This is a genomic window from uncultured Tateyamaria sp. (assembly GCF_947488715.1).
Classification (GTDB): domain Bacteria; phylum Pseudomonadota; class Alphaproteobacteria; order Rhodobacterales; family Rhodobacteraceae; genus Tateyamaria.
The window spans coordinates 1-21,822 of record NZ_CANLAG010000005.1 but is presented as its reverse complement, the minus strand read 5'-3'; the positions used below and the strand labels follow the sequence as shown (position 1 = coordinate 21,822).

22 protein-coding genes and 1 tRNA gene are annotated in these 21,822 nt (G+C 61.7%); 10 read left to right on the top strand and 13 right to left on the bottom strand.

Annotation, left to right across the window (positions count from 1 at the left end):
* Together Q0936_RS12420 and Q0936_RS12415 are read right to left on the bottom strand one after the other, a co-directional pair.
* Complete coding sequence (locus Q0936_RS12420) at positions 1-1,026, bottom strand: tryptophan 7-halogenase (RefSeq protein WP_299293745.1); 1,026 nt, start codon at positions 1,024-1,026, stop codon at positions 1-3.
* Positions 1,023-4,025 (bottom strand): LodA/GoxA family CTQ-dependent oxidase, encoded by a 3,003-nt coding sequence (locus tag Q0936_RS12415; protein ID WP_299293748.1) that lies wholly within the window; start codon positions 4,023-4,025, stop codon positions 1,023-1,025. Before Q0936_RS12415 ends, Q0936_RS12420 begins: the two co-directional genes overlap by 4 nt.
* 256 nt (positions 4,026-4,281) lie before the next feature.
* On the opposite strand from Q0936_RS12415, the gene Q0936_RS12410 reads away from it, so the two are divergent.
* From Q0936_RS12410 to Q0936_RS12400, 3 genes are read left to right on the top strand one after another with little or no spacing between them, the layout of a single operon-like run.
* Positions 4,282-4,968 (top strand): fumarylacetoacetate hydrolase family protein, encoded by a 687-nt coding sequence (locus Q0936_RS12410; RefSeq protein WP_299143060.1) that lies wholly within the window; start codon positions 4,282-4,284, stop codon positions 4,966-4,968.
* Positions 4,969-5,005: 37 nt separating this feature from the next.
* A complete protein-coding gene (locus Q0936_RS12405; RefSeq protein ID WP_299293750.1) occupies positions 5,006-6,544 on the top strand; it encodes an acyl--CoA ligase in 1,539 nt (512 codons plus the stop codon).
* Complete coding sequence (locus tag Q0936_RS12400) at positions 6,545-7,525, top strand: 2-dehydropantoate 2-reductase (RefSeq protein WP_299293754.1); 981 nt, start codon at positions 6,545-6,547, stop codon at positions 7,523-7,525.
* Here the strand turns inward: Q0936_RS12400 and Q0936_RS12395 are convergent.
* Together Q0936_RS12395 and Q0936_RS12390 are read right to left on the bottom strand one after the other, a co-directional pair.
* Positions 7,516-7,971, bottom strand: a complete 456-nt coding sequence (locus Q0936_RS12395) for an SRPBCC family protein (protein ID WP_299293757.1) — start codon at positions 7,969-7,971, stop codon at positions 7,516-7,518. The genes Q0936_RS12400 and Q0936_RS12395 overlap by 10 nt on opposite strands.
* Positions 7,968-8,522, bottom strand: a complete 555-nt coding sequence (locus Q0936_RS12390) for a TetR/AcrR family transcriptional regulator (RefSeq protein ID WP_299293759.1) — start codon at positions 8,520-8,522, stop codon at positions 7,968-7,970. Before Q0936_RS12390 ends, Q0936_RS12395 begins: the two co-directional genes overlap by 4 nt.
* A gap of 83 nt (positions 8,523-8,605) precedes the next feature.
* Between Q0936_RS12390 and Q0936_RS12385 the strand changes: the two genes are divergently transcribed.
* Complete coding sequence (locus tag Q0936_RS12385; protein WP_299293762.1) at positions 8,606-8,992, top strand: hypothetical protein; 387 nt, start codon at positions 8,606-8,608, stop codon at positions 8,990-8,992.
* 75 nt (positions 8,993-9,067) lie between these two features.
* Positions 9,068-9,391, top strand: coding sequence for a hypothetical protein (locus Q0936_RS12380; protein ID WP_299378161.1), 324 nt, complete (start codon positions 9,068-9,070; stop codon positions 9,389-9,391).
* Positions 9,392-9,409: 18 nt separating this feature from the next.
* Here Q0936_RS12380 and Q0936_RS12375 read toward each other — a convergent pair whose 3' ends face one another.
* Complete coding sequence (locus tag Q0936_RS12375) at positions 9,410-10,237, bottom strand: helix-turn-helix domain-containing protein (protein WP_299293768.1); 828 nt, start codon at positions 10,235-10,237, stop codon at positions 9,410-9,412.
* Positions 10,238-10,325: 88 nt separating this feature from the next.
* On the opposite strand from Q0936_RS12375, the gene Q0936_RS12370 reads away from it, so the two are divergent.
* The gene (locus Q0936_RS12370; protein ID WP_299293771.1) at positions 10,326-11,396 is read left to right on the top strand and encodes an alpha/beta hydrolase fold domain-containing protein; all 1,071 of its coding nucleotides are present in this window, start codon (positions 10,326-10,328) and stop codon (positions 11,394-11,396) included.
* On the opposite strand, the gene Q0936_RS12365 is transcribed toward Q0936_RS12370, so the two are convergent.
* From Q0936_RS12365 to Q0936_RS12330, 8 genes are all read right to left on the bottom strand, one after another.
* Positions 11,393-12,451 (bottom strand): FAD-dependent oxidoreductase, encoded by a 1,059-nt coding sequence (locus Q0936_RS12365; RefSeq protein ID WP_299293774.1) that lies wholly within the window; start codon positions 12,449-12,451, stop codon positions 11,393-11,395. The genes Q0936_RS12370 and Q0936_RS12365 overlap by 4 nt on opposite strands.
* Before the next feature lie 3 nt (positions 12,452-12,454).
* Positions 12,455-13,138: an SDR family NAD(P)-dependent oxidoreductase gene (locus Q0936_RS12360; protein WP_299293777.1), complete on the bottom strand. Its 684-nt coding sequence runs from the start codon at positions 13,136-13,138 to the stop codon at positions 12,455-12,457.
* A 4-nt stretch (positions 13,139-13,142) separates the two neighbouring features.
* Complete coding sequence (locus Q0936_RS12355; protein ID WP_299293780.1) at positions 13,143-13,811, bottom strand: cupin domain-containing protein; 669 nt, start codon at positions 13,809-13,811, stop codon at positions 13,143-13,145.
* A gap of 34 nt (positions 13,812-13,845) precedes the next feature.
* A complete protein-coding gene (locus Q0936_RS12350) occupies positions 13,846-14,466 on the bottom strand; it encodes a glutathione S-transferase (RefSeq protein WP_299293783.1) in 621 nt (206 codons plus the stop codon).
* 190 nt (positions 14,467-14,656) lie between these two features.
* Positions 14,657-14,733 (bottom strand) — tRNA-Arg (locus tag Q0936_RS12345).
* A 43-nt stretch (positions 14,734-14,776) separates the two neighbouring features.
* Complete coding sequence (locus tag Q0936_RS12340) at positions 14,777-15,241, bottom strand: GNAT family N-acetyltransferase (RefSeq protein ID WP_299293786.1); 465 nt, start codon at positions 15,239-15,241, stop codon at positions 14,777-14,779.
* 192 nt (positions 15,242-15,433) lie between these two features.
* Positions 15,434-16,408, bottom strand: a complete 975-nt coding sequence (locus Q0936_RS12335; protein WP_299293789.1) for a CoA ester lyase — start codon at positions 16,406-16,408, stop codon at positions 15,434-15,436.
* Between the two features lie 111 nt (positions 16,409-16,519).
* On the bottom strand, positions 16,520-17,155 hold the full coding sequence (locus Q0936_RS12330; protein WP_299293792.1) for a response regulator transcription factor: 636 nt from the start codon (positions 17,153-17,155) through the stop codon (positions 16,520-16,522).
* Positions 17,156-17,349: 194 nt separating this feature from the next.
* Between Q0936_RS12330 and Q0936_RS12325 the strand changes: the two genes are divergently transcribed.
* The 4 genes from Q0936_RS12325 to Q0936_RS12310 are packed head-to-tail and all read left to right on the top strand — an operon-like array spanning position 17,350 to position 21,666.
* A complete protein-coding gene (locus Q0936_RS12325; RefSeq protein WP_299293795.1) occupies positions 17,350-18,594 on the top strand; it encodes an aminotransferase class V-fold PLP-dependent enzyme in 1,245 nt (414 codons plus the stop codon).
* Positions 18,595-18,606: 12 nt separating this feature from the next.
* Entirely contained in the window at positions 18,607-19,806 is a 1,200-nt protein-coding gene (locus Q0936_RS12320; protein WP_299293798.1) for a malate--CoA ligase subunit beta, read from the top strand.
* On the top strand, positions 19,803-20,693 hold the full coding sequence (gene sucD, locus Q0936_RS12315; protein WP_299378158.1) for a succinate--CoA ligase subunit alpha: 891 nt from the start codon (positions 19,803-19,805) through the stop codon (positions 20,691-20,693). The genes Q0936_RS12320 and sucD overlap by 4 nt, the downstream gene beginning before the upstream one ends.
* Position 20,694: 1 nt before the next feature.
* Positions 20,695-21,666 (top strand): D-glycerate dehydrogenase, encoded by a 972-nt coding sequence (locus Q0936_RS12310; RefSeq protein WP_299298177.1) that lies wholly within the window; start codon positions 20,695-20,697, stop codon positions 21,664-21,666.
* Positions 21,667-21,822: the final 156 nt, after the last annotated feature.

Here is a 21,822-nt window from a genome sequence, read left to right as displayed (position 1 = left end):
TCAGGCCAGTGCGCGCCGCGCCATCAAGGACGCGTGGTGCCGAACATAATGATCCCACACGCGGTCCATCTCTGCGCAATACTGCACTGGCGTGACCCGGTCAGCGGCAACATCCGCAGCGGCGATGCCGGTGCGCACCGCGTTTAACAAGCCTTGCGAGGCCAGCGGGTCAAAAGCAATCGCCGCGTCACCACAGGCGACCCATCCGTCGCCAGCGGCCTTGGTGCAGGCCTCACCCGTGGCATCGGTGAACTTCAACTCCGCACTTGAAAACAAGGCCGTTGGCAAGTGTTCGGCCAGCACCGCCGCCTTGGCCAATGACGCATGCCACTCCGCGGGATCACGCCGCATCTGTGTTGCCTGTTCGGTGGTCGTGTGAAAGGCCGCAACAGGACGACCAGAGGGCAAAATGGCACCGTACCACCACCCGCCCACCTGATCCTGGATCAGCGTGCGTGATGTCGCGGCGCTGTCCGTCCCCACAGCGTTACCGACGGCCCAAACGGCCACTTGCCTGCTCTGTTGCCGTCGCGCGCCGCCCAATGATCGTGACAGAATACCGCGTCGCCCGGTGGCATCCACGACCCGGTGCGCCTGCAAACATGCGTCAGCGTCTGTCGCGATATGCCATCCATCAGGCTTGCGGGTCACGGCGTTGACTTTGGCAATGACCGAACTTGCGCCAGCATCCGTCGCTGCCGCACGCAAACTTGCGTCGAACAAACCCCGATCCAACCGCCAATCCGGACCGCCGGGCCGCATGAGCGCGTCATCCTGGGTGCGGATACCGCCCCAATCGGAAACCACGCCGCGTATAGATAAATGGGCGTCACTGGAGAGTGGTCCGGGCAGCGCATGGCGTTCCAACAGGTCCGCCGCAAAGGCGGGCAGCGTTTCACCAATCCGGTCGCCCTGACGGTTGTCAGGATCGACAAAAACCACGCTGTGTCCCGCGCGGGCCAGTAATGCAGCCGCTATTGCGCCCGCAGGGCCGCCCCCCAGAACAGCAACGTCATACGGCGTCACCGCCGACGCCGCAGGTTCACCGCCTCTTCGAGATGCGCCTCTGTATGCCAACCTGCGCGCGACAGGGTCGCGTCGCGTGCCGTTTGTGCAGCCTCTGGGCTTGCCGCCAGCAGGACCGCCTTGTCCACCGATGCAGCCAGGGATGGCGCCACCGTTTCCACATAGAGGACATCCGGAAAATTGGGAACATCCCGGACACCTTCACGCGGTTCGACGATCCCTTGCTGACCAAAGATGGCGATCATCCGCTCCATGCGCTTGGCGATCCCATCGGCCTCGTCGATGAACCGATACCAGCTGGCACGCCGATTAAAGGCCGCCACCCGATCCTCCAGCGGCTTGGATGGGTCGATGACAATCTGATAGTCCTCCTCGGTCAGCACGTGGTTTGGCACGCGCCCCGGCCAGAACGTCGGCAGGTATGGATCATAGTCCGGCGCATAGCCCGCGCGGCAATAGGCGGTGTCCCCCTGCCATGGCAAACCCATCCAGCGGGTCAAATCCCCAGCGCGCTGACCGTGCAGCGGCCCCGTGGGCGACAAGGCGACAGTCGCTGACAATTCTTTCCCGTAGTCCTCGTAGTCATCGGGCCGATGGCGGATACGGAACGGGCTGGAATAGAGCGACGCGTGGCGCATCGGCCAGGTCAGTTCGCACCCCGGATGGAACGCATCCGCAAGGCAGAAATGCAGAGCCGCCTGATCCAGCATTGCTGGCTGGTCCTGAACCCGGATGTCAGACAGATGCTCCGGTGGCTGATGGTTCGGATCCCAATCCGCCACAAAGTTTCCATCGACCCAGCGGCTGAGATGCAGCTGCTGAATGGAGGGCAAGGCCAGCATGGTGCGTGGGCTGGGCCCATCAAGGTCGCCACCAAAGTCATCACCGTAAATCCACGGCCAAATGCGCGGTTCGTTGACCTTGGTATCAGTGGGTCGGAACGCGTTCATGATCTGTTGGCGCAACTCATGCCACGGATCGTCTGCCCCCGGCGCCTGCGCCAGCCGCGAAATCAGCGTCGGATCATCGAAATCCATCGGGCCGCCCTTGCCGAACATGGTCGCGAACCCCTTGTTCACCCATTGCAGGTTCGACATGCGCTGCAATTGCGGCAGCACATCCTTGGTAAAGGACGTCACGGCCGGGACAGGCATCGTGCCCGCGCCAACAAAGGTGTCTACCATCAGGTCATACATTGTGCGCCACCCAATGACGTCCGGCGCATAGTTCGGCGGAGCCACAGTGACCCAACCTCCTTCGACCGGGATCGCGGTGCCATCAATGCTGACCTCTGCGGTGACCGGCCCGTCCGCCATATCATCGTACCAGGTGTTCGCGTTGTTGAACGAATCCGGGTCCGCAGGATCAAAGGGTGGCGCGCCGACCAGTGATTTGGACACGCCCCGGCCACCCAGCACCAAAAGCTGCCCTGTTTCGGTGGTCTGCACCTCACCCAGATAGATGTTGGTCGCCTGATCCGCGCCCACTGTGAATGACCCGGTGTCAAAAGCATGTTCCGACCCGCCCGACACGGACATCCCGGAAATCGACCGTGGTCCGGGCGTGATCGCCAGCTTTTCGCGGTCTGCCTGAGACGTCTGATCCTTGTTGCGCCGGATCACGGACAGGTCCGCCGTCTCTGGAATATCCATGGCGGTGATGAACTGGTACCACTGCGCCTTGCGGTTCGCCAATTCGACCGTCCACGTGATCGACGCATTGCTCGCGTCCAGCTCGCGCACGGCCTCACCGGCTGCATTGTAGCCGTAGATCCGAAACTTGGCCGCCTGACGTTTCAACGCGTCGCCGTCGCGGAAATAGTCACCGGCCTCTTGCGGCGGATGCGTGACCTCGGGACCCACAAAGAACGCGGATTGCGCATCCCCAACGCGGGCCACCCCAATCGCGGGGTGGATGGCGGCTCTTACGATTTTTGTGTCTGGAACAGGCGTCATGTCGTTATCTTTCTCAACTACGTATGGGGGGCGATTGGTGAGCGGCTCACCATCGGGAATGCCATTGGCGTTTCTGCGCGTGTCCGCAGAGGCTGAATAAACGTCTCGCCGCGCCAGCGCGATGGACCCCTGGGGCGCGTGATCTTTGGTGACGCGCCAAATGTTCCAGGCGAGGTTTTCGCCGTAGGCCGCCTGTCCCATCGCATCGACATCCTGTTGCGGCAGCTCAATGTCGGCTACATGGACAAAGGGGCTTTGGTCCTCGGGCCAGGGCACAGTGGCGGCATCCAACGGCATGGTGTCCGGGTTGGTGCGCCGTTGAATGAGGAACCGAAATCGCATAGCCCCACCGGCCAACCGTTTCTTGAAATCGGCGGCGAGGTATGTGGGATCCGCCGGAGGCGTGTCCGGCACATCCACGTCTATCACCGGTTCCAGCTTGTATTTGACGTAACCATCAGGACCGAGCGCAAAGGGCAGAATGCTCCAATATGGGGAGCCGAAAACCGACCCCACCGGCTTTTGCATCGCGTCCAGAATGTCCTTGGTCCGCGGGTGCGCCGCAAGATAGGGACCATAATCGCCGTCGATCACCCCGGCCTTGGTAAAGGCACACATGTCCTGCGCCGTATCGACAAAGAACACATCCATGTTCTGAAAGATGAAATCAAAGGTGGTGTCGTCCGGCGCGCCGAAAATCTTGGGCGTTGGCGTGTCGAACAGTTTGATCCCAAGGCCCACGGTGGTTTTGTAGTCGGCCACGGTGGGCAAGGTATCGGATGAGGATCGCAACCACATCGGATACTCGGACCCGGCAAACACACCGACCTTCAGATCATCCGGCATGTCCGGTCGCATGCGAAACGTGCCATGCGCCACGCCATGCGGCTTGAGAAACACAGGCCGCATCGCCGGGCATTGCCCAGCCTTGATGCGACCCTTTTGGATCATGTCCACGAACATGGTGACCAGCGATTGCACAGGGTCGGTGGCACAGTCGACGGACGGGTGCGACGTATCATTGGAATGCGATGTCAGGCGCATAATTCCTCCCAGGAAATGAAACGGACGAAAAAAGCAGATCTAAAATAACCTGAGCAGAACTTTATACCGGAGCGGGAAAAATGCACGCAAAAGTTGGCATGCCTTTGCTAGGACCGACGACCGACGCGTTCTGCACCGCGTCAGAGGTTCCTCCGCGATGCACAGATTGCACAACATTCTGGTCGCGCGCGCGGCACTGGACTACCAATGTGCGAACAGCGCGCCAGATATGGCGCGACACATCTGCGGAGGCCCCATGATCAACACCGTGATCGACACCCCACCTATCGTGACACTGCCCGTCGCCGGAACCGACGCGGTCTTTCCCGTTCGGCGGGTGTACTGCATCGGGCGCAACTACGCGGCGCACGCCATCGAAATGGGCCACGACCCTGACCGCGATCCCCCGTTTTTCTTTCAGAAAAACCCCAACAATCTGGATCCATCCGGCACGTTTCCGTACCCGCCGCACAGCAATGATGTGCATCACGAAGCGGAAATGATGATTGCGCTCAAGTCAGGTGGCACCGATATCAGCACCGATGACGCGCTGGATCACGTGTATGGCTACGGCCTGGCACTGGACATGACCCGACGCGACGCACAGGCGCAGATGAAAAAGATGGGCCGCCCCTGGGAAATCGGCAAGGCGTTTGAACGGTCCGCGCCCTGTGGTCCGATACATCCCGTATCCGCAGTTGGTCATCCGACCTCTGGCCGTCTGGCCCTGACCGTCAATGGCGCGTTGAAACAAGAGGGCGACCTGAACCAGATGATCTGGAAAGTGCCCGAGATGATTGCCTATCTCAGCGCGCAATTTGAACTGGCTGGCGGGGATATCATTCTGTCCGGCACCCCGGCAGGCGTCGGACCGGTCGACCGCGGGGACGAAATGTCACTGACTATTGAGACGTTGGGCCAACTGACGGTCAAAGTTGTTTGACACCCTCCCATCCGAACCCAAGCGCGGAAGCAAGCCGATGACACATACCCTATCGACCCTGATCGAAACCCATCCCGACACCGCACTTGCCCTGGGCGCGCCTGATCGGGCGTGGTTGACCTATGCCGGTCTGCGCCAGCTTTGCGCGCAGGTCGCCGACAGCCTGCACGCCATGGGGATCGGACGCGGCGACCGGGTCGCCATCGTCCTGCCGAACGGTCCTGAAATGGCCACCGCGTTTTTCGCCACAGCACAGGTCGCGACCACCGCGCCACTGAATCCGGCGTACAAAGAGGACGAGTTTGCCTTCTACCTCGATGACCTCAGCGCCAAAGCGCTGATCGTTGCAGCGGATGAAGATGGCCCCGCCATCGCCGCCGCCGCTCGGTGTGGTGTTGGGCTGATCCGCCTGTCTTTTGATGCGGCAGGTCCGGCGGGCGCCTTTACACTTGCGTCCGAGGCGACTTTTGACGCGGGCGATCTTGCGCTGCCGGATGCGGACGATACCGCCTTGATCCTGCACACATCGGGGACCACCTCGCGCCCCAAGATCGTGCCCCTGACCCAATCGAACATCTGTGCATCAGCCCACAACATTCTCACATCATTGGCGCTGACCCCCGATGACCGCTGCCTGAGCGTGATGCCCCTCTTCCACATTCACGGCCTCATTGCCTCCGTATCCGCCACCTTTGCAGCCGGGGCGCAGATCAGTTGCATACCGGGCTTCAACGCGCTGCGTTTCTTTGCTCAGCTTCGGGATGTAGACCCAACCTGGTACACCGCTGTCCCGACCATGCATCAGGCCATCCTCGCGCGCGCAGATCGCAACAGGGACATCATCGAAGGTGCCCGCCTGCGTTTTCTGCGCTCGTCCTCCGCATCCCTGCCCGCCCCGGTCATGCAGGAACTGGTGGCCACGTTCGGTGCACCGGTGATCGAGGCCTACGGCATGACCGAAGCCACCCATCAGATGTGCTGCAACCCGCTGCCGCCGCGCGCGCAAAAACCTGGCTCTGTTGGCCTTGCCGCCGGACCACAGGTGCGCATCGCCTCTGAGACCGAAAACGTCCTGCTCGCCCCCGACGCCACCGGTGAAATTGTGATCAGCGGCCCGAATGTCACCCTGGGATACGAAAGCAACGACAAGGCAAACGCCGACAACTTCTTTGACGCCGAAGGTCACCGTTGGTTCCGCACGGGCGATCAGGGCGCGTTTGACGCGGACGGCTATCTCAGCCTCACGGGCCGCCTCAAGGAGATCATCAACCGCGGCGGGGAAAAGATCAGCCCGCTCGAGGTTGACGCCGCCCTGCTCGCCCACCCGGATATCGCGCAAGTGGTCTGTTTCGCCGTCCCGCATGACAAGCTGGGCGAGGACATCGCCGCCGCCGTGGTGCTGTCCGAAACGTCGCAACTGGATGCGCAGGCCATCCGCAGCTTTGCCGGTGAACATCTGGCCAAGTTCAAAGTGCCAAGCGCGGTTGTGATCCTGGACGAAATTCCAAAAGGGGCGACGGGCAAGATACAGCGCATCGGCATGGCCGATAAACTCGGCCTGACCGGGGGATCGTAAATGAAAATCTGTATCTTTGGGGCCGGTGCCATCGGCGGCTTTATGGGCGCGAAACTGGCGCAGGCCGGGGCAGATGTCAGCCTGGTTGCGCGCGGCCCACATCTTGCCGCGATGCAGGAAAACGGCCTGACGTTGCTGCAAGAAGGACAGGACCCGCTGACCGTGCCAGTGACCGCCTCCGAAAGCGCCGATGCCCTCGGTCCACAGGACTATGTCATCGTCACCCTCAAGGCACATTCCGTGCCAGCCGTCGTGGACAAGATGCAGCCGCTGATAGGCGAACACACCACAGTCGTCAGTGGCGTCAACGGCGTGCCTTGGTGGTATTTCCACAAACTGGGCGGACCGTTCGAGGGGACACGTCTCGCATCCGTGGATCCCGGAAACGTGCAGTGGGACGGCTTTGGACCAGACCGCGTTCTGGGCTGTGTCGTGTATCCCGCCGCCGAAGTCGTGCAACCCGGCACAATCAAACACATCGAAGGCAACCGCTTTTCGCTGGGCGAGCCCGATGGATCGAAATCCGAACGTGCGCTGGCGCTGTCCCATGCGCTGGCAGCAGCAGGGCTGCGCGCGCCGGTTCGTCCCCGCATCCGTGACGAGATCTGGGTCAAGCTCTGGGGGAACCTGTCGTTCAACCCGATCTCGGCCCTTACCCACGCCACCCTCGATGTGCTGTGCACCGACCCCGGAACTCGTGCCGTCGCACGTGGCATGATGGTCGAAGCGCAACAGATCGCCGAAAAGCTGGGTGTCAAATTCCCCATCGACGTGGACCGCCGCATAGACGGAGGCGCCGCGGTCGGCGCGCATCGCACGTCGATGTGGCAGGACCTCGATATGGGCCGCCCGATGGAAATCGACGCGTTGGTGTGCGCAGTCCAGGAATTGGGCGCGCTCACCCAAACGCCGACACCCACCTTGGACACCGTCTCGGCCTTGGTGCAATTGCGCGGGCGTGTCGCCGGGCTCTACGGCTGAACCGTGCCTTTGTGCCTGCGCGCGAGGATGCGCAGGCGCGGGCCATGACGCCTGCGGTAAAGAAACCGCGCCCACCGCGCAAAGGCCCAGGTCATCCACCCCGCGTCAATCTCTATCCGATCGGTCAGGGTGCACCCGGTCTCGGTCGCCTCAACCACCAGCGTGTGCCGCCAGGACTTAACCCCGGCACCGCGCTCGGACGAGGTCAACCGCATCGCCGCGTCGTCAAAGGCGACGACGTCCATATGGTACGGCTGCGCAGGCAACAGACCAAACAGCGACACCATCACGGTCAAGGATTGTCCGGGCATCACCCGACCCGTGGGCAATCCATCAAAGGTCACCAGACCTTGCATGACTTCGCTTAGACAGTCGTAGTCGATGGCAATGTCCCACACATCACGCGCGGGCGCGTCATAGTGATGGGTCAGTAAAACGGTTCTCACAGCGTCTCTCCGGCAGGTTTGGACAGGAACAGGGCGCTCATCTCGACCGCGACTTTGGGTGACGTATCCGCCACAAACATGGGGGCAAAGGACCGCCCGACAAAGGACCACGTAAGCAACGTCGCGCGGTCTTGGGCGACAGCCGCCGACACGCCGGCGCCCATCAACAGCTCAACCAGATAGGTGCGCCGCAACAGGTCCACCTGGGCCAGTGCCGAAGCCACATCCGGGTTCGCCCCCCCCCAACGACGCATCGCATTTTCCAGCGGTTGTGGGGTCTCAATGGCCTTTTGTATCAAAGTGGCCAGTTGGGTTTCCGCGTCCGGATGTTCCTGTAACTCGGCGATCACTGCCTCGGTATTTCGCTGTCGCCAGGCCACCAAGAGCGCGTCGTGGAATTCGCCCAGCGACGGGAAATGCCAATAAAAGCTGCCCCGTGACACGCCCAGCGCCTTGCACAGCGTGTCAGCCTTCAACGCTTCGTGGCCGGTGCTGCGTAGCACGTCAAAGCCATGTGAAATCCACGCCTCGCGGGTCAATCGTTTGCTCATAGGCAAACCATACAGTTCTGTCTTGAAAGAACAAGACAGAACTGTATGGTTCTCGTCATCCGGTACGATTCCAGAGGTCCACCATGAACATCCCCGCGTTGATCGTCGCTTGCGTCACAGGGCTCGCATTTTTCGCTCATGTGTTGGGCGGTATCAGAGAAACCGCACGCATCGAACCCATAGATGGCACGCCCGACAAAACGCGATATTGGGTACAGGCAATGTGCGCCTTCCAGATGCTGTCTGTGGATCTTCTGGCTGTAACCGCTCTGTTGGCCGGGGTGGCCCTCTGGGATCTTGGTCCCGCCGAGGGCGTCATAGTGACCGGCCTGATCGCCCTCTTTGCACTCTGGGGCGGCGTTTGGTTGATCCAATGTATGTGGCTGAAACGCCCCGACGCCGGTCTCTTGCGCCTGCCCCACTGGATCGTCTGGTTCGCTTGCGCTGGCGTGCTTGCACTGGGTCTCTAGGCCCTGACCGCAAATTTGATGAAGGGACACATCTTGCTCCAAACTGCTGCAATTCTACTCGTCTGCGTTGGTGCCATGCACAGCATCCTTGGGGGTAAAAACCTGATTGGTCCGCTGATCAAACGCGACGACTTTCCCGTTGTTCTGGGCAGTCAGAGGAACGGTCGTCTGACCCTGTGGTTTGGCTGGCACGCCTTGTCATTCTTCTGGTGGGCGCAGGCATATGTGTTCTGGCGCATGGCGTCAGACCCGGCGCAAACGGCGCAGGCTACCCTCTTGGCATGGGCCTTTTCCTGCGCGGCTATCGGCGGTGTTGCCCTGATCGTGTCACGGGGCAAACACCTGTCTTGGGTGTTTTTCCTGCCTGTCGCTGTCCTGCTCGCCCTGTCCGCCAGCTAGGGCACCGCCGCCCCTTTATCAGAACCGTTCACCCATCAAACGGTAGCACCAAAACGCCTCTTCGGTCTCAATCAGCTGGTTCAGGCGCGCGGGTGAAAATCCCGTGACCCGTTTGACGGCGCGGCCCATGTGCGACTGATCGCTGAACCCCGCATCCGCCGCCAATTCCGCAAGCGGCGCCGACGGATCCTCCACCCGCCGCGCATACAAGTCTTCGACCTTTGCGAACAGATCGACACCTTGGCGCGTCTGTCCTGTCCACCTGCGAAACCGCCGTTCGGCAGACCGAAGGCTCTGCCCAGTCCCGCTTAACGCTGCCGCTTTGGTCACATGACGCACCCAGTCGGCCAGCCGATGCGACCCGGCCCATTGCAACGCGCTGTCACCTCTGCACGCGCCCCACAACGGCTGCAAATCCACACAGAACGCCGCCCAGGATGCAGACGCATCGGCCCATTCGCCATGCATTAGCGCCGCGACGGGTTCAGGCACATGCCCACCCTCCGGCAAGCCGCCCAGCCGGATCCACGCCTCGGGATAAAACCCAATGGTCAGCGCGCGTATGCCCCCCGCGCTCCAACTGCATATCGGCTCTGCATTGGGTGATCTGGCCACCAACGCGGGGTCCGGCACCTGCTGGCGCAATGTCGAAATATCCGCGAGGCCCCGCGCCACATGCAACTGCCCCTCAAACACGCGGGTGACCGAAAACAGTGGGCTGGCAGGGAAATAGTTCAACCGGTCCCGGTCCGGCATATCCACACCAAGCGTGTCGCGAAACACGCCCGCCGCCACACACCCGGCCAGCGCCGCAGGCGGCAACAACAGTTCGGCACGCGCAGTCATCTGACGTCTCCCCGGTGTCGTGATCGTTCTATCGCACCCCAACCGGCTGCGTCCAAAACGACCCAAGACTTTCATCCAGGGAGACACCATGTCCAGCTTTGAAACTCAAGGTCCACTCAGGCACCGGCTTGCCAGCTTTTTGACCCTGAACCGGTTTGTCCTTCAGGTGGCTGCCCGTCATGCGGTTGGGCGCAAAATGGCCGCCGACTGGGACATCTTGACAGAGGTCGGTATCCGTTTTGTCCGGCATCAGTTCACCTACGCCATGACCCACAACGATCTGGACACAGGGCGCGCGCGTTGGAACAGCCTGTTGCCCAAAACCCCGGACATGTATGACGTGACCGTCTGTCACGCGCAGGATCAACCGGCGCGTTGGTTCATTCCCGCGTCCTGCGACACAGATGCCGTAGCTCTCTATTGCCACGGCGGCGGGTACGCGTTTCGCGGTGCAATCACCAACCGCTTTGCCGCGATGCTGGCCCACCACCTGCGCGCGCGGGTCTATATGCCGCTCTACCGTTTGACGCCCGAACATCCCCACCCCGCCCAGGCCGAGGATGCGCTGACCGCCTGGCACACCCTCACCCGGCACACGCCGCCGGATCAGATTGTCGTCATGGGCGACAGCGCAGGCGGGCATATGGCGCTGACGCTGTTGCAAAGCCTCAAATGCCGGGAACTGGATCAACCTGCCCTGTGCATCGGCATGTGTCCGTGGACAGACATCGGTGCGCGCGGGACCAGCCTGACCGCCAACGATCCGACAGACCTGGTGCAAGGGTGGATGGCCCTGCAATTCGGGCGCTGGCTGGACCCCGATGGCACCTTTGGCAGACGCGCATTGTCGCCCATGGACCAGGATTTTTCCGGGCTCGCCCCGCTCTATCTACAGGCGGGCGGGCGTGAGGTCCTGCACGACATGATTGTCGCATTTGCAGAAGCGCAGGCCACAAGGGGCGCAAATGTGATGCTGGACGTCTGGCCAGACATGCCCCACAACTTTCACGGCTATGACAGCACTAAAGCATCGTCTCGCGACGCATTGGCGCGGCTGGCCCAGGCTTTCCATACGGCCACCCAAAGACGATCCACCACGCAAAACCCCATCGTGACCCCGCACGATGGGATCACACACATCGCCGGGTCCAACGCCTAGGCGCCAAGCAACACGGCAGTGTTCTCCGCCGCCTCCAACGCGCCTTCGAGATAGCCGCCAAATTGCGGCGCGGCCTCCGTGCCGCTCAGGATCAACGCGCCGTCCCACATGTTTTCCGCGGCTTGCGGGACACCGTATTGCGGGTGCGCATAAAGCGGTTGCTGATCGTCGGTCGTGGCCGTGTATGGATCAAACGCCCAGTCCTTGATCACAATCGCAACGGGCGATGCGGCGGCAGCGCCAAACAGGCGCACAAGCTGCGCCTGCACCTGTGCGCGCAATGCCTGCTGATCCCGCCGCCCTTTCGCAGGCACTCCGACAAAGCCAAACAGGGCATATGGCCCGCCCTGCGCAGGGGACGCATCGTGGATTTCCACCATGGGGCCGTGTCGGCTCATCGCGTCACCGGACAAACCGGCCTCGCGCCAAAACGGGCGATCATACACCGCAATGGCCTTGGCCTGTCCCGCCATCCATGTGGCTGTGTCCGTCATGGCCGCTACGGCAGACGCGGGCAAAGGCGGTTGATAGTCCAACGCCGCAACCAAGCGCTGCGGCATCGCCAGAACAACCCGTTGCACAGTCACGCGCCCACCACCGGTGGTGTGAGCCTGCACGCCGTCTGTGACCCGGTGCAAGGCTGTGACAGGGGTGGACGGGTGCAAGCGGTCCTGCGGCAGACAGCGGCGCAAACCGTCAATCATTGCACCCAAACCGCCGACCACCCGGTACGAACCTTGCATCGACGCAAATCCGCGCCCCTGTGCCACTTGTCCGCTCTCATCCTCGAACATCAACTCGCCCTGAGCATATTGCTCGAACACGCCGGTGCCCAACCTGTCCAACAGGGCCGCCATGCGCGGCTGTCCCGGCCAGAACCACGCGGGCCCCAGATCAAACGCAGCACCCCCGATGGTGTCCGTCAACACGCGACCGCCAAAACGGTCCCGCGCTTCGACCAACTGAAAATCCTGCCCGACCGCCGCCAATCGGTCGGCCAGCGCCAGCCCCGACAACCCGCCGCCGATGATCAGGGTCCGTGTCTGTAGATCCATGGCTCAAAAAGCCTCCGACGCGGGTCGCAAATCCAACTCGTGCGTCCACGTTGATTTGGGTTGATGGGCAAGGTTCCAATAAGCCTCGGCAATGTCTTCGGTGCGCATCATCTTGGCCGGGTCCATGTCATGCAGGTCGCGGGACCGCGCGGTGTCGATGATACCGTCCAGAACCACATGCGCGACATGAACACCCGCAGGCTGATACTCGCGCGCGAGCGATTGCGTCAGACCGCGCAACGCAAATTTGGCGGACGCAAAGGCCCCGAACTGCGCGCCGCCACGCAACGACGCCGTGGCACCCGAGACTATCAACGCGCCACCGCCACCGCGCACCATCGGCTGCAACACCGATTGACCCAGCACGACCAAGGCCCCGACCATCGACGCCCATGTCCGTTGGAAATCAGCCAACGTCGTCTTGTCGAACGGCGCAATCACCAACTCTGCCGCGTTGTGCACCACAATCCGTGGCGGACCATGCGCCGCAATCAGCGCGGACAGACAGTCGGACATGGCAACCGGGTCGGACAGGTCCATTTCGTGGAACACACCAACGCAGGTGTCGGGGCGCGACCGCCCCAACCCCACTGGCACCATGCCACCCGCCTCAAACCGGGCAAGCAACGCCTGCCCCAGCCCAGCCCCGGCACCCGCCACTATCGCAAGCGGTTTCTCACCTGCCATCGCGTCAGACCGCCGGCGCTTTGGCAAAGGGCAGATGCCCCGACTTCATCCACACCTTGGCCCCAGCGTCACCTGCCGTGGCTGTCAACGTGTCGCCCTCGGGCAACCGCAGCCAACCGTTCTTGGGCAGCACGTCACCCCCGGCCTCAACCGTTCCGTCAATCACAAGGATCTCGATCCCGCCATCGGCCTCTGACGTCAACGTGGCCCCAGCCTCCAGATGGCTGTAGGTCACCGTCTCGCGCGCATCAGCATGCAATGTTGCCGTCGCCACACCATTGACCGGCGCGGCCAGCTCGTCCGCCATCGTCTTGCGGAACTGGGTCCGGTCATCCATGTCGAACTGCCAGAGTTTGACAAAGATCGTGCACCCCGGTTCCGACCCTGGTGTGTGCTTGCTGGTCGGTGGATTGCGGACATAGGTGCCTGCGGGAAAATCCCCATGCTCGTCCTGAAACACACCGTCCAACACGATGAACTCTTCGCCGCCCGTGTGGGTGTGTGCCGAAAAGTGGCTGCCGGGTGCATAGCGCACGATGGTCGTCGCGCGGGCCACCTCGCCGCCGATCCGGTCCAGCATGCGGCGATCCACACCCTTCATGGGCGACGCTTGCCATTCCAGGTCGTCTGCTCGAACAACGACGCGCGTGGTGAAATCTGAATTGAGGTCCATTGGTCTGGTTCCTTTCGGCTAGGGAATGGCCGCGCTAGGCCGCGATTGAGGGACGCGCCGCCATGCGCGCACGCCAGTCATGCAGGTGTGTCAGGTTGGACGGGATCTCGACCTGCGCCAGATCGGCAAAGGCCAGACCCGCATAGGCCGTGATATCGGCAACCGAAAACACATCACCCGCAAGATACGCGTTTTCCGCCAGAACCGCATCCAGATACGCCATGGTCTGACCCGCGACATCCTTTTGCTTGTTGCCCCATTCGGCACATTGGTAGGTTTCAAGGTCCGGGCCAAGCCCCGGCGTCGCGTGGTGGAAATAGGTTGCGACAGCATCCAAAAGGCCACTTTCCGCCCGCAGGTTCATCATGGAAATCTGCGCCCGCTCCTGTGGGTTTGTGCCAGTCAACGACGGACCGTCAAAAGCGGCATCAATGTATTCCGTGATCGCGGTGCATTGCGAGATGTGCGTCCCATCCTCCAGTTCCAGACACGGCACGGCCGCATCCGGGTTCTTGGCCTTGAACGCCTCGGTCCGATGTTCGCCGCCCATCACGTCGACCGCAATAAACTCAGCCTGGTCCACCGCGCCCTTTTCCGCCAGTGCAATCCGCACACGCGCGGGGTTCGGGAAGCCTTCGACATCATAGATTTTCATTTGAGTGTCCTCTCCTGTGAGGTGGGTATCTGGTTTGTGTGAGATTTACCTATCAACTAGTAGATAGTTTATCAAGTCACGAGCCTGTGAGCATGAAAATCCCAACCACATCGGGCTCTTCGATCCAGAGCCAGAACCACAGGCCCAACGTCAAAAACCGCCTGTTTGTCAGGCTACAAAAAGGAAGAAATGGCGATCCCTGAAGGACTCGAACCCTCAACCTGCTGATTAGAAGTCAGCTGCTCTATCCAGTTGAGCTAAGGGACCGCTGGCACCGTCATGCCGCAGGTGCGGGCGCAGGGCAAGCGGTTCAAACCCGCCGCGTCATGAAAACGCTCAATGGATCCAACTGATAGTCGCCAAACGGGGCACAGTCCTCGAACCCATGTGACGCATATAGCGCACGGGCAGGCGCAAACATCTCAGCCGTTCCCGTCTCAAGGCTGACGCGCTGCATGCCCGCCGCGCGCGCATGATCCACCAGCGACCGCAGGATCCGGGCACCCACACCACGCCCACGTGCCTCTGCTGCGGTGTGCATCGACTTCAACTCGCCATGCGTCACATCCAGCGCAGCCAACGCCCCAACACCCAAAAGCACGTCACCGTCACGCGCAGCAAACAGCACCGCCCCCTTGTCCAAAAGCGCATCCGGCTGCATCACGTGACAGCTTTCTTCCGGGGACGAGGCGCGCATCAGATCAAAGTGCCGCAACAGCAGCGCCTGCACATCAGGCGTGCCTGGGGTATCTTGGGTCACTGTCACATCTGCCATGGCTGTCTCCGACGATCACGTGGGCAGACGTATTTTGTCAGCCCGCTACACGCGCCGAGGATTCAGCGAAAACACAACAAGGGCAATCCAAAAACCGCGCGCACCGCCATGGGCGGCGCACACAGATGCCATCGCGCTGAAAAAGAAGACGCCCGCCCCCAAAACAGGGAGCGGGCGCGCATCCGTAGAACGTCAGGCCGCGATCTGCTTGGCCTTTTCCACCAGCACTTCGGCTTGGCGTATGGAAGCGTAGTCGATCAAACGACCATCCAGCGACACCGCACCTTTGCCTGCCGCCTCTGCATCCGCCATGGCGGCAAGGATGCGGTTGGCCTTTTCGATCTCGTCGTCCGACGGGCTCATCACTTCGTTGGCCAGGGCAATCTGGCTGGGGTGGATCGCCCACTTGCCCTCGCACCCCAAAACGGCGGCGCGATAGGCGGCGGCCTTGTACCCGTCCGGGTCCGAGAAATCCCCAAACGGGCCGTCGATCGGACGCAGACCATTGGCGCGCGCCGCCACAACCATATTGGCAATCGCCGAATGCCACATGTCCCCCCAATGTACCCCCCGTGACCCGTCCTGTTCCGGATCCGTCAACACAGAGTAATGCGCGTTCACACCCCCAATGACCGTGGTTCGCGCCCGCATGCTGGCGGCATAGTCCGCCACACCGAAATGCAGGCTTTCGTTGCGCTTGGACGCACCTGCGATCTCATTGACATTCTGCATGCCCAAGGCGGTCTCGATGATGTGCTCGAACCCCACCCGTTTCTTCAGACCAGTGGCGTCTTCGACCTGCGTGGCCAGCATATCGACCGCATAGACATCCGCCGCCGTCCCCACCTTGGGGATCATGATCAGGTCAAGCCGTTCACCCGCCTGTTCCAGCACGTCGACCACATCGCGATACATGTAATGCGTGTCCAACCCATTGATCCGGATCGACATCGTCTTGGTGTTCCAGTCAATCTCGTTCAACGCCCGGATGATGTTCTTGCGAGCCTGCACTTTCTCATCCGGCGCCACCGCGTCCTCAAGATCGAGAAAGATCACATCCACATCGGATTGTGCTGCCTTTTCAAACATTTGCGGCTGCGACCCTGGCACGGCCAGTTCGCTGCGATTCAGACGGCCGGGGGCCTGTTCGATGGGGTGAAAACTCATGGCTGACCTCATTTTGCTCTGGGACGTTCAAGATGGCGGCCAGACAAATGCGGCATTTCACGAGGTGTCAAGAAATATTTTTGCGTACAATCGCATACAAACGCAACAATATTACTCGTCTTTTGTGGGCAGTCGGGACGAATAGAAAAACGCGATGGCTTGGGCGCGATTGCGCACCGACAGCTTGTCATACAGGTTCGACAGATGGAATTTGACCGTGTTGGTCGAGATGCCCAATTCCTTGGACAGCTCGCGGTTGGTCAACCCCTTGGACAGGGCTTCCAGCATGACACGTTCCTTGCGGCTGAGTGACTGAATCGGATCGGCCTGCAACTCGCGCACGTCGATAAAGGGGAACACCATCTTGCCCTGCGCGACATCCGCGCAGGTGTCCAGCAATCCCTCGACATCGCCCGAACGCGGCGCAAACCCCGCCGCACCCGCACTCATGGCCAGACGTGGCAGATCCTTGGTGTCATTGCCAAAGACCACCAGCTTCGGGGCCGCCTCCTGTTCGCGCAGCACTTCGATCAGGCGTGCGCCCCCCAGCACAGGCAGGTTCCAGTCGATGACGCCCACGTCGCAAGGCACACGCATAACCGTGCCCAGGAACCCTTCGGCTGTCGCTGTCGTCGCCACCAAGGAAAATCGCGAATCGCGTTCGAACACTTCAGACATGGCGGACAGAACCAACGGATTGCTGTCGGCCAGCATGACGTCGATCCGACGTTCCATTTCGTTAACCATCTGAAATTCGTGTCCTAATTCGAATAAACCACCCAAATAGGTAGGTGTCATTTTGGTATACAGTCGAATACTTACCAATATGGGTGGGTATTTTCCTACCCAATTAGATACCCAAAAGCAGGAGTATCGGATATTGTGCGATGTCGCAAGGACGGGCCACGTTAACCACCATAACCAAACCATAGGTGTTCAGCATGTCCGTCCACGTCTTTCCCCAACTCGTCATTCCCGAAACTCTGGCTGCGGGACCTGGACCTGGCAACACCGATGCGCGGGTGCTGCAACGCTTTGCTGCGGCGGGCGTCGCCGATCACATGCAGCCCGACGTGCTGCGCGGGATGGTCGAATGCAAACACATGCTGCGCGCGGTTTGGGGCACTGACAACGTCCACACATTCGGCGTCGCGGGAACGGGATGGTCCGCGCTGGACATGATGTTCTCGGCGGTGCAACCCGGCGACAAGGTCGTCGCCTTCGCCAACGGCACCTTCTCGGGCATCGACGCGCTGACGCTGCGGATCAAGGCCGCAACACCCGCGGAACTGGCGGCCAACCCGCTCGACCCACAGGCGGCGTCTGTCACGGTGATCGAGGTCGCTCACGGCACATCCGTCAGCGGCGAAGACGTCGAGCGCGCGTTAGCAGAGCACAAACCGAAATGGGCATTCATGGCGCATTGGGAAACCGGGTCGGGCCGGATCAACGATCTGGCCGGGTTCTCGGAGGCATGCGAGCGCCACGGTGTTCTGGGCCTTGTCGACGCCGTATCGTCACTGGGCGTCGAAGACTTCCGCATCGACGACTACCCCGGCGTCGCGGGTTGGGCATCCTGCCCACAAAAGGGCATCTGCTGCCTGCCCCTGACATACGCCCCCGTCAGTTTTGATGACCGCTACATGGACAGCCTGCGCGCAACCGGCGCGTCCACCTATGCCAATCACCCGATTTTCGAGGCCCGGCACTGGGGCATCGTCGACGGGCAGGACGTCGAAAAAGGCACCTACCACCGCACCCACTCCGGCTACGCCGTGGCCGCCTTTCACGAGGCGCTGCGCCTGACACTCGAAGAAGGGCTTGCCAAGCGTTCCCAAAGCTACATCCACCACGAAGACGTGTTGCGCGCCGCCGTCGAGACGATGGGCTGCACCGTGACCTCGAACATGACCAGCCTCGTCGTGCTGAACCTGCCCCCTGCCCTCGCTGGCCGCGAGATGGAGCTGGTCCAGCACTGCCGCGCACAGAACTTTGGCATCTGGCCCACACTCTCCGCCCCCGTGCAGGTGCGCATCGGCATCCTCAACCAACTCAACCCTCGGGCCATCTCGGACATCGTGATGCGTTTCGCAGCGGCCATTCAGGATCTGGACGGCACGGTCGATATGGACGCGGTGACCGACGTGCTGGACCAACGCTACGGCACCGCCATCGCGGCGGAATAGAGGGAACGCACCATGGACATCCACGAATACCAAGCCAAGGAAATCCTGTCAGGCTTCGGCGTCGAAGTGCCCCCCGGCGCACTCGCCTACAGCCCAGAACAGGCCGCCTACCGCGCCCGCGAGCTGGGCGGCGACAAATGGGTGGTCAAGGCTCAGGTCCACGCAGGTGGGCGCGGCAAGGCGGGCGGGGTCAAACTCTGTGACAGCGACCACGCCATCCACGAGGCCAGCGAAGATATGTTCGGTCGCAAACTGGTCACCCACCAAACCGGCCCCGAAGGCAAAGGCATCTACCGCGTCTATGTCGAAAGCGCGGTGCCCATCGAAACCGAGTTCTATCTGGGCTTTGTCATGGACCGCTCCAGCCAGCGCGTGATGATCGTTGCCAGCGCCGAGGGCGGCATGGAGATCGAGGACATCTCAGCCAACAAACCCGACAGCATCGTCCGGTCCACCGTCGAACCTGCGGTCGGGCTTCAGGACTTTCAGGCCCGCGAGATCGCCTTCAAACTCGGCATCGCGCCCGGTCTTGTCAGCCAGATGGTCCGCACGCTTCAGGGGTGCTACCGCGCGTTTTCCGAACTGGACGCCACGATGGTCGAAATCAACCCGCTGGTCGTGACGGGCGATGACCGCGTGATCGCGCTCGACGCCAAGATGACGTTCGACGACAACGCCCTGTTCCGCCACCCGCAAATCAGCGAACTGCGGGACAAATCCCAGGAAGACCCCCGCGAAAGCCGGGCGGCGGACCGTGGTCTGTCCTATGTCGGCCTCGACGGCAATATCGGCTGCATCGTTAACGGCGCGGGGCTCGCGATGGCCACGATGGACACCATCATGCTCGCCGGTGGCGCGCCCGCCAACTTTCTCGACATCGGCGGCGGCGCAACCCCCGAACGGGTCGCCAAAGCGTTCCGCCTGGTGCTGTCCGACACCAACGTACAGGCCGTTCTGGTCAACATCTTTGCCGGTATCAACCGCTGCGACTGGGTGGCCGAAGGCGTGGTGCAGGCGCTCAAGGACGTTCAGGTCGACGTCCCCGTCATTGTCCGTCTGGCGGGCACCAATGTCGAAGAGGGTCAGAAAATCCTCGCCAAATCCGGCCTGCCGATCATCCGCGCAAACACGTTGATGGAAGCCGCCGAACGCGCCGTCGGCGCATGGCAAAACGACCTGAGCCAAGGCACCAGAGTGAGGGCAATAACATGAGCATCCTTCTTGATCGCGACACCAAAGTCATCGTGCAGGGCATCACCGGGCGCATGGCCCGCTTCCACACCAAGGATATGGTCAACTACGGCACCAACATCGTGGGTGGCGTCGTGCCGGGCAAAGGCGGCGAAACCGTCGATGGCCTGCCCGTGTTCGACACGGTCAAGGACGCCGTGGCCGCCACCGGTGCCGAGGCCAGCCTTGTGTTTGTCCCGCCCCCCTTTGCCGCCGATTCCATCATGGAAGCCGCGGATGCAGGCATCAGCTATTGCGTCTGCATCACCGACGGCATCCCCGCAGGCGACATGATCCGCGTCAAACGCTACATGATGCGCTACCCCAAGGAACGGCGCATGGTCCTCACCGGCCCGAACTGCGCAGGCACCATTTCACCAGGCGAGGCACTGTTGGGCATCATGCCGGGTCACATTTATCTCAAGGGAAATGTCGGCATCATCGGCCGGTCCGGCACATTGGGCTATGAGGCCGCCGCACAACTCAAGGAGCTGGGCCTTGGCGTCTCAACCTCTGTCGGCATCGGCGGCGACCCCATCAACGGGTCGTCCTTCAAGGACATCCTGCAACGGTTCGAAGAAGACGACGGCACCGAGGTGATCTGCATGATCGGTGAGATCGGCGGCCCGCAAGAGGCCGAAGCCGCCGACTATATCCGCGACCATATCACCAAACCCGTTGTGGCTTATGTGGCAGGCCTGACCGCACCCAAGGGCCGGACCATGGGCCATGCCGGTGCCATCATCTCGGCCTTTGGCGAAAGCGCCAGTGAAAAGGTCGAAATCCTCTCGGCGGTCGGCGTGACCGTTGCCGAAAACCCCGCAGTGATTGGTGAAACCATCGCGCGTGTCATGGGAAAGGCGGCCTGACATGATGAAACCCTCTGTTCTCGTCACCCGTCGCTGGCCCCAAGCGGTCGAGGCCCAACTGGCCCGCGACTATGAGGTCACATTCAACACCGGCGACCGCCCGCTTGGGCCGTCCGACTTTCGCGACGCGCTGGGGCGGTTTGATGCTGTGCTGCCCACAGTGACAGACAGGATCGGTGCCGACGCGCTCGACGTGGCGCGGCCACAGACCCGGATCATCGGCAACTATGGCGTCGGCTACAGCCACATATGCGCAAGCACCGCGCGCGATCTGGGCATGACTGTCACCAACACCCCCGATGTCCTGTCGGAATGCACCGCTGACATCGCCATGACGCTGATGCTCATGGTCGCCCGCCGGGCTGGCGAAGGCGAACGGGAACTGCGCGATGGCGGCTGGACAGGGTGGCGGCCAACCCACCTGATCGGCACCAAAGTGTCAGGCAAAACGCTGGGCATCATCGGCTATGGCCGCATCGGACAGGAACTGGCCAAACGCGCCCACCACGGGTTTGGCATGAACATCATCGTGCAAAACCGCAGCAACGTCGCGCCTCAGGTCCTCGCCGCGTGCAACGCAACGCAGGTCGACACTGTCGAAGACCTGTTGCCGCAATGCGATTTCGTCTCTCTCCACTGTCCGGGTGGCGCGGCCAACCGGCACCTGATCAACGCGCGTCGGCTGGATCTGATGAAACCCGATGCGTTCCTGATCAACACCGCGCGGGGCGAAGTCATCGACGAGTTTGCCCTCACCCAGGCGCTGATGTTCGACACCATTGGCGGTGCGGGGCTGGATGTCTTTGACGGCGAACCCCGGATCGCGCCCGACCTGATGCAATGCGATAACCTCGTGATGTTGCCGCATCTCGGTTCGGCAACCAAAGAGGCGCGCGAGGCCATGGGTTTCCGCGTGTTGGACAACTTGGCCGATTTCTTTGCCGGACGTGATCCGCGCGACCGGGTGATCTGATCATATCCCCACCATCGTCCACCGACACAATCCGCCCTGACCACACCGTCAGGGCGTTCACTTACTCAATGAGGTTCCCATGAACGCCCCACATCGCACCGACGGTTTTTTCAGCCAGTCCCTCGCCGACCGTGATCCTGAGCTCTTTGGCTCGAT